The sequence below is a fragment of the Micromonospora mangrovicola genome, assembly GCF_047200535.1.
GTDB lineage: Bacteria > Actinomycetota > Actinomycetes > Mycobacteriales > Micromonosporaceae > Micromonospora.
This window is the reverse complement of record NZ_JBJZOG010000008.1, coordinates 19,963-31,617: the sequence shown is the minus strand read 5'-3', so window position 1 is coordinate 31,617 and position 11,655 is coordinate 19,963. Positions and strand designations below refer to the sequence as shown.

Below are 11,655 nucleotides of genomic sequence, written 5' to 3'. Positions count from 1 at the left end.
GGGAGCGGACGATGGCGGACGAGCGGGCGCGACACTTTCGTCGACTGCGCCGGTTGCGGCGTTCCGCACGCCGGTGGAGCGTCCTGGCCGGCGGGCTCGGCGGCGCGGCGGCGGTGCTGACCCCGTACGCCGGGCTCGGCCTGCCGGACGCGGTCTGGGCCGGCGCCGCCGGCAGCGCCATCGCGGTCGCCGCCTGGCGCTGGGCCGACCTGCGGGCCCTCGCCGCCGTGCCGGCACCGCCCGCCCTCGATCCGGCCGAGGCCGCGGCCCGCTCCCGCGCCCGGCTGGTCGCCGCCGTGGAGCGCCTCCCCGTCGGCCCGGGCGTCCTCGCCGAGGTACGCCGGGCCCGGTCCCGCCTGGCGCTGCGCGGCACCACCGTGGCGCAGGCGTGGGCCCGGCTGGACCGGGCGTCGTCGACCCTGGCCGGGATGGCCGTTCGGCTCGACGGGCTGGCCGAGCCGGCCGTCCGCGAGGCCGCGGAGGCCGACCGCTCGCTGCGCGACCTCGCCCACCGGGTGGCCGGTGTCGAACGCGCCCTCAAGCTGGCCCCGGCGGAGGCCCGGGGGTCGCTCGCCGAGGCGCACGCCACCCTGGCCGCCCAGTTGGAGAGCGGCGTGGCCGCGTACGAGCGGCTGGTGGTGGCCGCCGCCGGCTACCTCGCCGAGGACGCCCGGCCGACCACCGAACATCCGGCCGCGTCCCGCCTCACCGAGGCCACCGACCTTCTGCACGGCGTCGCCGCCGCCCTCGCCGAACTCCGCACCGCACACCCGCCGCTCCGCACCCCCTGACCCGCGGTCAGTCGGGGGTGGTGACCGGGACCGGGGTGGTCCAGGTGGAGGTGCCGACCACGTTGTACGCGCGGATCCGGTAGTGGTAGACGACGCCCCGGGCCAGACCGGTGTTGGTGAACCCCCGGCCGGTGACGGTGAAGTTCTCCACCTCCCGGCTGAAGCCCGGGTCGGTGGCCCGCTGCACGACGAAGCCGGAGCCCGGGCCGGTCGAGGTGTCGGCCGCCCAGTTCAGGATCACCACGGCGGTGTCCGGCGTGGGCGCGGTGGCGGTGGCGCACACCGCGGTGGGCACCGCCGGGCGGGCTGGGGTGGTCACCGTGGCCACCGTGGACCAGGGTGAGGCCGCACCCAGGTACGTGGTGCGGACCCGGTAGTAGTACGTGGTGTCCGGGGCGACCGCCGGGTCGAGGTGGGCTTCGCCGACCGTGATGGCGGTGGTGCCCGGTCCGCTGGTGAACGTCGGGTTGGTCGCCCGCTGCACGTCCACCCCGGTGGCGAACGACCGGTTCGCCCAGCGCAGCGCGACCCGCAGCGGCGCGGCCGGCGGCACGGCCGCGGTCAGCTTCGCCGGGGAGCTGAGCCGCACGGCGGCCGGGATGCTGTTCGACCAGGCCGAGCAGCTCACCGCGTTCTCCGCCCGGATCCGGTAGTGGTAGGTGACCCCGGGGGTCACCGTCGCGTCGGTGTACCGGGTGGCGGTGGCCGCCACGGTGATCTCGGTCAGCCCGGCGGTGAAGCCGGCGTCGGTGGCTCGTTGCAGCCGGTGGCTGGTGGCCGGCGGGCGGCTGCCGTTGCCCGTCCAGGCGAGCGCGATGGCCGGCAGCGCGGTGGCCGAGCCGGGCGCCGGGGTGGCGGTCAGCCCGGTCGGGGCCTTCGGCGCGACCCGCAGCACCAGCGGCCGGCTCATGCCCTGGTCGCGCAGCCCCGCCGCGCGGCTCCCCCAGCGGTACTCCCAGCCCAGGTTGACCGGTTGGTTGACCACGATCGACGGCCGCCCGTCGACCGGGCTGACCGGGCTGGCGTCGAGCCGTACGCCGGGCGGGCGGGCCGGGTCGAGCAGCCGTACGCTGTCGCCGATCTTGAAGGGCAGGGTGGGCGGGACCGGGCGCAGCGCCACGATCACATCCTCGCGCGGGTTGACCCGGACGGTCTCCTTCCAGCCCAGCTCGCCGCCGTCGGGCGGGCGGATGGTGCCGTCCCAGCCGACCCGGTTGACCACTTGCAGGTCGCCGCCCTCGACGTGCACCGGGTGGGTGGCCGGCGCGTCGCCCACGATCCGCCAGAACTGGGTGCCGTCGGCCGGCCCGCCGACCGGGGTGGCGGGATCGGTCGCGTACAGCACCTCGGTGGCCGGGTCGACCGGCCCGAGCGGGAGCGTCCCCGGGGCGATCGGACCGGCGAGCGGGTGGCCGACGCCGAGCCGGCCCACCGCCCGGCCGTGGCGGGGTTCGAAGACCTGCCCGAGCGACTTGACCTCGAGGGGCAGGGTCACCGGGGCGACCGACCCGGCCGGGGTGAAGGTGACCGAGGTGCCGCGCGCCGGCACCAGGGTCTCCCGGGGGGTGCGGGTGCCGAACGCCGCGTCGTACGCCGGCTGCGGCACGATCGGCGGTCGCTGGCTCTGCGCGTACGCGCCGGGGAGGCGGGCGGCCAGCCGGGCCCGGTCGTACGGCGCGGCCGGGGTGCCGGCCACCCGGAACTGGAGCAGGGTGCGGGTGTTCGGGCCGTACCCGGGCAGGGTGGCGGGCAGGCCGCCGGTGGGGGTGCGGTCCGGGGCGTCGGTGTGGTGGTCGTAGCGGGGGTCGAAGCGGGGCAGCGGGGCCGGGCAGTCGTTGTAGAGGATCAACGTGCTGCCCGGCGGGACGGTGGCGAAGTCCACCACCACGTCGGCCCGCTCGCCGGGGGCGAGCAGCAGGGTGTGCCCGTCCACGTTGAGCACGGTCGGGTCCTGCCGGTCGTACCGGAAGCCGACCGGGCGGTTGACCAGCATCACGGGGGCGGGCAGCAGGCCGCCCTCGTTGCCGATCTGGATCAGGTCCGGGCCGGCGGCGCGCGGGTCGGGCACCCCACCCTCGCGCCCGTCGGTGGGCCAGTACGCCGGCCGCCCGGCCGCTCGCACCGCGTCGACCATCGGCACCTCGCCGGCCTCCGGCTCGGCCGGGCCGCCGGCGTCGGTCCACATCGGCTCGTCCGAGCAGGCCCGGTAGAGCTGGAGGTTGAGGCTGCGGTCCGCGCAGGCGTTGAGGATCCGGAACCGGTACGCCCGCGGTTCCACCTCCAGATACGGGTAGGCCACCCCGTTGACCAGCGGGGTGTCCCCGTATGCCGCGGGGACCGCCGAGGGGTGCGGCACGCCCGGCGCCAGCGGCGGCTCGTCCGGCTCGGCGACCGGGTCGTGGTGCGGGTTCGGCACCGGGGCCACCCACGGGCTGGCGCCGCCGTCCGGGTCGTGCGTCCACGGGCCGTAGTCCCAGCGGCCGGTGGGGTTGCTCCCGGTGCTCCGGTACGGGTTCTGCCGGGGCTGGTAGACGTGCGGGTGCCAGAGGCTGCCCTTGGCGCCCCAGCGGTCCCGGTCCCAGGTCGGGTCCTGCGCCGCGAGCTGGGCGTCGTCCGGCACGAAGGTCTTGTCCTGAATCACCAGTGGAAGCTGGTCGGTGGGGAGCACGCCGTCGTCGACCAGTCGTTCCTCGGCCGGGTCGGTGAGGAGGTAGAGCGCGAGCTGCCCGGAGTAGACGGTCAGCCGGGACAGGCCGAGGGTGTCGTCGTGCAGCCACATCAGCCGGCCGCTCTGGTCGTTCGGGAAGTAGAGCGTGGTGGCTCCGGCGCCCGGCGCCGGCATGTCCGGCACCGGCGTCGTCCCCACCCCGGTCGGGTACGGCGTGATCTCGCCGGCCGGGGTGACCCACTGCCACGGGTTGCCGGCGCTGATCCAGGCGGTCTGCGACCCGGCCAGGTGCGGTACCGCCCGGTTCTGCGGGTAGGGCGCGGGACCGCCCAGCGGCCCGACGCCGGCCCCGTCGACGGTCTCGTCGACCGGCAGGAACAGCTCGCCGGCCCGTCCGGTGGGGAGCTGGTTGATGAACTTGATCCGGACCGGCCGGCCGCGCCGCGCCATGATCATCGGGCCGAGGTGCCACGGCCGGTCCGGCGGGCTGACCGTGTTGTGCCCGGCGTCGTCGGTGCCCAGGTTGAGCTGGCGGTAGCCGCGCAGCCGGGTGGCCGGCAGGTCCCGGTGCAGTCGCTGGGTGTACTCCTGCAACCCGATCTCGTAGTAGTCGCAGCCCGGCCAGGTGATGGTGTCGGCTACCGCCACCGGCAGCCGGGCCCCGAGCCCGGGGGTGGCGAGCGAACCCGGCACCGGCAGCGCGTCGACGAACTTGCGGATGCCGGTGCCGGGCACCGGTCGTCCGTCCGGGTCCAGCGCCGGCAGCGGCGACCCGGCGAAGTTCGGCACCGGACCGAAGCAGCGCGGCACGGCCGCCGGATCCAGGCTGGTCGGCGTCGCCGCGCCGGTCTCCTCGGCCACCTCGGCCGCCCGGGCGGCGGGCACGGTCGGCGTGGGGTCCTCGGCGGTCCGGACGGCACGGTCCGCCCAGCCCGGCCGGAATCTGCGGAACAGGGCCATGGCTCTCCCCGGGGTCGGGGCGCGCCGTCCACCACCCCGGCGTGATGGACGTACGTGCTGCTGACGATCGGTGAGCACTCCACCGCAGCATGCGACGCCGGCCGGTGGGGAGGGAAGTACCCAATCGTCCGTATCTCGGGGGGATCTTGCCGGTTCGTGGAAGTTCCACGGGACCGGAGCGTCGCGGTCAGCCGGCGAGGCGCTCCGGCTGGCAGGTCGGGCACCAGTAGGTCACCCGTTCGCCCTGCTCCTCCCTGCGGACGGCGGTGCCGCAGCGCCGGCACGGCTGGGCCCGGCGGCCGTACACGTAGCTGGTCTGCCCCCGCTGCAACGAGCCGGTGGTGCTCTGCGTCCACCGTCCGCGGTTGGCGGCCAGCAGCCGCTGCGCGAGGGCGACCGTGCCGGGCAGGTCGGGCACCGCGTGGACCGGGGTCCACGGGGAGATCCCGCGCAGGAAGAGCAGCTCGCACTTGTAGAGGTTGCCCACCCCGGCCAGGTTGCGCTGGTCCAGCAGCGCCTCGCCGATGGTCGCGTCCGGGTGGGCGGCCAGCCGGCGGACCGCCTCGTTTGGGTCCCAGTCCGGGCCGAGCAGGTCCGGACCCAGATGGCCGACCAGCGACTCCTCCTCGGCGGTCGGGATCAGCGCCAGCTCGTGCAGGTGATAGCCGACCGCGACCGCGCCGGGGGAGCGGAGCACGACCCGGATCAGGTGCGCCGGACGGGCGGCCCACCGCTCGCCCGGGGTGTACGCCCGCCACGCGCCGTCCATCCGCAGGTGCGAGTGCAGCGTCCAGTCCCGCGCGGCCGCCGGCCCGCCGGCCTCGGCCGGGGCGGTGAGCCGGAGCAGCAGGTGCTTGCCCCGGCTGGCCGACTCCCGGACGGTCCAGCCGGTCAGGTCGGTCGTGGCGAGCTGCGGCACGCGGAAGTCGCTGCCGGTGAGCCGGGCACCGGCCAGGGCGCGCTGGAGGACGCGGGCGGTGTTCCAGACGGTGTCGCCTTCGGGCACCCCTCCATCCTCCCTCACCCCCGACCGGACCGGCCCTGACCGGCGTGCCGCACATCGGACCCGACGGCCGGGGGCGGGTCAGCCGGCGTCGGGTGCGCGCACGGTGAGCAGGTCGCCGGGGGCGAGGCCGAGCCGGTCGGCGGCCCGGCCGCCGTTGACCGCCACCGCGACCAGCCCGGCCGAGTCGACGAAGAGCACCAGCCCACCCGCGGGCGCGTCGCCGAAGGTCCGGCCACGGACGGTCGGCCGGCCCGCGACGAGCGGCGCCGGCCCGACCTCGTCGAGCAGCGCCGGTCCGGCGGCGAGCTGCACGTTGCCGAAGTGGTCCACGGTGAGCACCTCGGCGGTGAACCCGCCGGCCTCCCGGCGCAGCATCGGCGCCGGGAGACGGACCAGCGTCGCCGGGTCCACCGCCGGGCCGGCGTCGGCCGGTGCCCCGCCGGTGGCCAGCCGGGCCGCGACCGGCGCGAAGACGTCCCGGCCGTGGAAGGTGCGGGACACCTCCGGGGCCTGCCAGCCCGGATCGGTCAGCGCCACCGCCGACGTGACGCCGCCGAGCGCCGCGGCGGCCGGCAGCAGCAGCCCGTTGTCCGGCCCGACGAGCACACCACCCGGGGTGACCAGGGCGATCCCGCGTCGGGCGGTGCCGACGCCCGGGTCGACCACGCCGACGTGAACGGCGTACGGCAGGTGTGGCACGGTCTGGGCGAGCACCGTGGCGCCCCGCCGGATGTCTCCCGGCGGCACCAGATGGGTCACGTCGATCACCCGGGCCGCCGGGGCGATCCGGGCGATCACTCCGTGGCAGGCGGCGACGAAGCCGTCGCTCAGGCCGTAGTCGGTGGTCAGCGAGATCCAGGCGGTCGGGGCCATGCCGGAAGGCTAACGGGTGACCGGGAGCCACGGACCGGCATGCGCGGTCGACCGGCGGTGCCCGCCCGGCCCGCCGTTCGGCGCCCGGCACACCCTGACGGCCGCGCCCGTGGACTTCCCACACCCGTCCGCCGCCGCGGAGGTCAGCCGCGCAGGCGGAGGCCGCGGGGGGTGGCGCGGAAGCCGGCGGCGGTCAGCGCGTCGCGCAGCGGCGAGGAGCGCACCGCTTCGCCGTCGGCGCGTTCCACCGAGATCGCCCCGAGCGCCCCGGAGTGCACCGCGTCGGCGAGCGCCTTGCCCGCGGCCGCGAGCGCGTCGGTGTCGTCGGTGAAGGAGAGGATGGTCCGCCCGCCCCGCTCCACGTAGAGCACCAGGTCGCCGCCGACCAGCACGACCAGCGCGCCGGCCTTGCGTCCGGCCCGGTGCCCGGTGGCCGGGGTCGCCCCGTCACCCGAGTCGACCACCCGTTCCGGCCAGGGCAGCGCCGCTCCGTACGGGTTGGCCGGGTCGGTGGCGGCGAGCACCATCGTGGGCCCGCCCCGCCCCCGCCTCTCGTCCGTTGGGTCGGCCAGCGCGCGGAGCCGGTCGACCGCCCCGGGCACCGCGAACTGGGCGGCCCCCAGCCCTTCGACGAAGTAGCCGCGCCGGGCCGCCCCGCGCTCCTCCAACGCGGACAGCACCGGGTAGACGGCGGCGAACCCGCCGGTCACCTGCTCGGCCACGACCGCCCCGCGGGTGACCACGCCGTGCCGCTCCAGCAGCAGGTCGGCGAGGGCGGCGGCCCGGCGGGTCGGGTCGAGGTCACGTTCGGGCAGTCGGGACCAGCGGCCGGCCACGGTGGGCGGCCCGCCCCGGCTGGGCAGCGCCACCCGGCCGGGCCGGCGGTAGCGGGTCCGCGGCGCGGACGGCCGGGCGCGGTGGGCCCCGCCCCCGCCGAGCACCGTCCGCAGCGGGGCGAGGGTGTCGTTGGTGAGGTGCCCGGCCCAGACCAGGTCCCAGATCGCGGCGGCCAGGGCGGTGTCGTCGGTGGACCCCACCCGGTCCGACAGCGAGCGGAAGAAGAGTGCCTGACCGTCGCCGAGCGCCTCCAGCACGGCGTCGTGCAGCGGGGTCAGGGCCAGCGCCTCGTCCGGCGGCGGCAGCAGCAGCGGGGCGGTGTCCGCGTACGCCAGGATGACCCAGCCGTCGCCGCCGGAGATCGCCCCGGACCCGGCCCAGACCACCTCGCCGCTGGCACAGAGCTCGTCGAGCTGCGCCGGGGAGTAGTCGGCCACCCGGGCGGGCAGCACGAGGCGCTCCAGCGCGGACGCGGGCACCGCGGCGCCCTGCATCTGCTCGAGGGTGGCCGCGAGGGCCTCCACACCCCGGGCCGACGAGCCGACCTGCTGCCAGCGGGGCAGGAACCCGGCGAGCGCCCGGGGCGGCACCGGCTCGATCTCCCGGCGCAGCGCGGCCAGGGAGCGGCGGCGCAGCAGGCGCAGCACCTCGGCATCGCACCACTGGGTGCCGACGCTGTCCGGGGCGAACTCGCCGGAGACCACCCGACCGGTGCCGCCGAGCCGGCGCAGCGCCTGTTCGACGACGTACACGCCGAGCCCGAACCGGGCGGCGCAGGTGGCCGCCGCGAACGGGCCGTGGGTACGGGCGTACCGGGCGACCAGGTCGCCGAGCGGGTCGGCCACCGGCGCCAGGTACGCCTCGGCCACCCCGACCGGCAGCGCCACGCCGAGCGCGTCGCGCAGTCGGGCCGCGTCCTCGACGATCACCCAGCGCTCCGCGCCGGCGATCCGGACCCGCAGCACCCGCCGGGCGGCCTCCAGCTCGGCCAGCCACGCCACCGGCACGCCCCGCTCGGCCAGCTCCGGCTCGCTCAGGTCGCCGACCACCCGGAGCAGCTCGACCACGTCCTCGGCGTCGCGGGGGCGCCGCTGCTCGGTGCGCCAGCGCAGCTGCCGCTCGGTCTCGGTGAGCACCGCCGGGTCGAGCAGCTCACGCAGGTCGACCCGGCCGAGCAGCTCGCCGAGCAGGGCCGAGTCGAGGGCCAGGGCGGCGGCCCGGCGCTCGGCCAGGGGCGCGTCGCCCTCGTAGAGGAACGCGCCGACGTACCCGAAGAGCAGCGAGCGGGCGAACGGCGACGGACGCTCGGACTCGACCTCGACCAGGCGTACCCTGCGGGCCGCCAGGTCGCGCATCAGCTCGGCGAGCGCCGGCTGGTCGAAGACGTCCTGCAGGCACTCCCGGGCGGCCTCCAGGGTCACCGGGAAGTCGGCGTACTCGCGGGCGACGTCGAGCAGCTGCGCGGCGCGCTGGCGCTGCTGCCAGAGCGGCTGCCGGCGGCGCGGATCGCGGCGGGGCAGCAGCAGGGACCGGGCCGCGCACTCGCGGAACCGGGCGGCGAAGAGCGCGGAGGTGCCGACGGACTCCTCGACGAGCTGGGCGATCTCGTCGGGCTCGAAGACCACCACGTCGGCGCCGGGCGGGGAGTCGGCGGTGTCCGGCAGGCGGACCACGATGCCGTCGTCGGAGGGCATGACCTGGGCGTCCACTCCGTACCGTTCGGCGAGGCGACGGCCGATCGCGAGGGCCCACGGGCCGTTGACCCGGGCGCCGAGCACCGAGTGCACGGCGAGCCGCCAGTCGCCCAGCTCGTCGCGGAACCGCTCGACCACCACGGTCCGGTCGTCGGGCAGGGAGCGGGTGGCCGCCTTCTGCTCCCGCAGGTACGCCATCAGGTTGCCGGCGGCCCAGTCGTCCAGCCCGCCGGCGCGCAGCGTGGCGACGGCGTCGTCGTCGCCCTGGCGCAGCAGCGCCCGGACCCGGGCGCCGATGGCCCGGCCCAGCTCGACCGGCCGGCCGAGCTGGTCGCCCTTCCAGAACGGCATCCGGGCCGCCTGGCCGGGGGCGGGCGAGACCAGCACCCGGTCGGGGGTGATCTCCTCGATCCGCCAGGACGACGAGCCGAGTAGGAACACGTCGCCGACCCGGGATTCGTAGACCATCTCCTCGTCCAGCTCGCCGACCCGGGCGGCGCGCTCGGCACCGGCCAGGAAGACGCCGAACAGCCCCCGGTCGGGGATGGTGCCGCCGCTGGTCACCGCGAGCCGCTGCGCGCCGGGACGGCCGGTGAGCAGGTCGGTGGCCCGGTCCCAGACCAGACGGGGCCGCAGCTCGGCGAAAGCGGTCGACGGGTACCGCCCGGAGAGCATGTCGAGCACCGCGTGCAGCGCCGAGTCGGGCAGCTCGGCGAACGGGGCGGCCCGGCGGACCAGCACGGCGAGGTCGCCGAGCCGCCACGGCTCCAGCGCCACCATCGCGACGATCTGCTGGGCCAGCACGTCGAGTGGATTGCGCGGGTAGTGCAGCTCCTCGATGGCGCCGTCGGCCATCCGCTCGGCGACCACGGTGCAGGAGAGCAGGTCGCCCCGGTGCTTCGGGAAGACCACGCCCCGGGACACCGCACCGACCTGGTGCCCGGCCCGGCCGACGCGTTGCAGACCGGCGGCGACGCTGGGCGGGGCCTCGATCTGCACCACCAGGTCGACCGCGCCCATGTCGATACCGAGCTCCAGGCTGGAGGTGGCGACCACGGCGGGTAGCTGCCCCGACTTCAGCGCCTCCTCGATGTGCTTGCGCTCCTCCCGGGAGACGCTGCCGTGGTGGGCCCGGGCGATCACCGGCGGCGCGCCGGTCGCCGCCCCGGACTGGGCCATCATCTCCGCCGGCTGGCGCGGTGCCCGCAACGGCCCCGCCGGCCCACCGGACGCCCCGGCGGCGTCCGGACCGCCGCCCTGCGCGGTGCGGCTGCCGGCGGCCGTGGACGCCGCCGCCAGCTCCTCGGCGGCCAGCTCGTTGAGCCGGGCGCAGAGCCGTTCCGCACTGCGCCGTGCATTGGTGAAGACGATGGTCGACCGGTGCGACCGGATCAGCGAGAAGACCCGCTCCTCGACCGCCGGCCAGATGGACGCCCGGCGCGGGCCGATGCCGCCGAGGTCGTCCTCCGGCGACTCCTGCTCGTCTAGGCGGGTCATGTCCTCCACCGGCACCTGCACGCTGACCTCGATGGTCTTGCCGCTGCGCGGCTGCACCACGTCGACCGGCCGGGCGCCGCCGAGGAACCGGGCGCAGACGTCGATCGGCCGGACGGTGGCCGACAGCCCGATGCGCTGGGCCGGTGTCTCCAGCAACGCGTCCAAACGTTCCAGGGAGAGGGCCAGGTGGGCGCCGCGCTTGGTGCCGGCGACCGCGTGCACCTCGTCGACGATCACTGTGCGCACCCCGCGCAGCGAGTCCCGGGCGGCGGAGGTGAGCAGCAGGAAGAGTGACTCCGGTGTGGTGATGAGGATGTCCGGCGGAGTGCGCGCGAAGGCGCGCCGCTCGTCGGCCGGGGTGTCGCCGGTCCGCATGCCGACGGTGATGTCCGGCGGGGTGAGGCCGAGCCGGGTGGCGGCCTGCCGGATGCCGGCGAGCGGGGCGCGCAGATTGCGCTCGACGTCGACGGCGAGGGCCTTGAGCGGGCTGACGTAGAGCACCCGGCAGCGGTGTCGGGTCTCGGCCGGTGGCGACTCCTTGGCCAGCCGGTCCAGCGACCAGAGGAAGGCGGCCAGGGTCTTGCCGGAGCCGGTCGGGGCGACGACCAGGGCGTTGCGCCCGGCGGCGACGGAGCGCCAGGCACCGGCCTGGGCGGCGGTGGGGGCGGCGAAGGCGGCGCCGAACCATTCCCGGGTCGCGGAGCCGAAATCCGCCAGCACGGCCGCGTCCCCGCCGGTCACCTCGTTCGCCACGCCTCCATCCTGCCTCGCGGATGTGACATTCACTCGGTGCCGAGCGCTGTTCTGTCCGGGTCGGTGTTTTACGTCGCGCTTGGGATATTACTTACGTTAAGTCTTACTTAACTGCTTGCTTGTGACGCACAACATAAAGTAACTTCACTCCCAACGCACGTCGGGTGGAGGGCACGGATGATCGTCGAGGAGCGCGGCTCCGGGCCCGGGACCGACGTGCTCATCCGCAAGGTCGACGGCCATCTCGCCGTGCTCCGCACCGGCCTGCACGGCCCCGAGCTGGAGCTGGCCGAGGAACTGGCCCGCTGCCTGCGCGAACTCGTCGTCGCCACCGCCCATTCCAGCGCCGCCGACCGAGGGCTGGTCCGTGCCGCGGTGCACTACTTCGTGCTGCGCCGGGAGAGCCGGGGCAAGCTGCTTCCGGTCCGTTCCCTCGCCGCCGCCCAACGGATGGTCAACAAGGTCGCCCGCCAGCTCGACCGCCCCGACCTGCTGGTGGAGAGCCACCCGTCCCGTCGCTGACCGAGGCGTTCGCGATGAGATCCGAGCTCCACCCGACCTGGGCCGGGCCGGGGC

General features: G+C 76.3%; 6 protein-coding genes. 2 read left to right on the top strand and 4 right to left on the bottom strand.

Features of this window, described 5'->3' with window-relative positions; all coding sequences use genetic code 11:
• Window positions 1-11 precede the first annotated feature (11 nt).
• Window positions 12-791, top strand: a complete 780-nt coding sequence (pspM, locus tag ACL02O_RS05360; protein ID WP_412816822.1) for a phage shock envelope stress response protein PspM — start codon at window positions 12-14, stop codon at window positions 789-791.
• A 7-nt stretch (window positions 792-798) separates the two neighbouring features.
• Here pspM and ACL02O_RS05355 read toward each other — a convergent pair whose 3' ends face one another.
• From ACL02O_RS05355 to ACL02O_RS05340, 4 genes are all read right to left on the bottom strand, one after another.
• The gene (locus ACL02O_RS05355) at window positions 799-4,419 is read right to left on the bottom strand and encodes a hypothetical protein (protein ID WP_412816821.1); all 3,621 of its coding nucleotides are present in this window, start codon (window positions 4,417-4,419) and stop codon (window positions 799-801) included.
• Window positions 4,420-4,606: 187 nt separating this feature from the next.
• Window positions 4,607-5,425, bottom strand: coding sequence for a DNA-formamidopyrimidine glycosylase family protein (locus ACL02O_RS05350; RefSeq protein ID WP_412816820.1), 819 nt, complete (start codon window positions 5,423-5,425; stop codon window positions 4,607-4,609).
• Window positions 5,426-5,503: 78 nt separating this feature from the next.
• On the bottom strand, window positions 5,504-6,298 hold the full coding sequence (locus tag ACL02O_RS05345; protein ID WP_412816819.1) for an SAM hydrolase/SAM-dependent halogenase family protein: 795 nt from the start codon (window positions 6,296-6,298) through the stop codon (window positions 5,504-5,506).
• Window positions 6,299-6,441: 143 nt separating this feature from the next.
• A complete protein-coding gene (locus ACL02O_RS05340; protein ID WP_412816818.1) occupies window positions 6,442-11,079 on the bottom strand; it encodes an ATP-dependent helicase in 4,638 nt (1,545 codons plus the stop codon).
• Between the two features lie 177 nt (window positions 11,080-11,256).
• Between ACL02O_RS05340 and ACL02O_RS05335 the strand changes: the two genes are divergently transcribed.
• On the top strand, window positions 11,257-11,601 hold the full coding sequence (locus ACL02O_RS05335; RefSeq protein ID WP_412816817.1) for a hypothetical protein: 345 nt from the start codon (window positions 11,257-11,259) through the stop codon (window positions 11,599-11,601).
• Window positions 11,602-11,655: the final 54 nt, after the last annotated feature.

Excerpts from the sequence above, each read along its gene's own strand:
- pspM (WP_412816822.1), top strand. The coding sequence starts at position 12 with ATGGCGGACGAGCGGGCGCGACACTTTCGTCGACTGCGCCGGTTGCGG.
- ACL02O_RS05355 (WP_412816821.1), bottom strand. The coding sequence starts at position 4,419 with ATGGCCCTGTTCCGCAGATTCCGGCCGGGCTGGGCGGACCGTGCCGTC.
- ACL02O_RS05345 (WP_412816819.1), bottom strand. The coding sequence starts at position 6,298 with ATGGCCCCGACCGCCTGGATCTCGCTGACCACCGACTACGGCCTGAGC.
- ACL02O_RS05335 (WP_412816817.1), top strand. The coding sequence starts at position 11,257 with ATGATCGTCGAGGAGCGCGGCTCCGGGCCCGGGACCGACGTGCTCATC.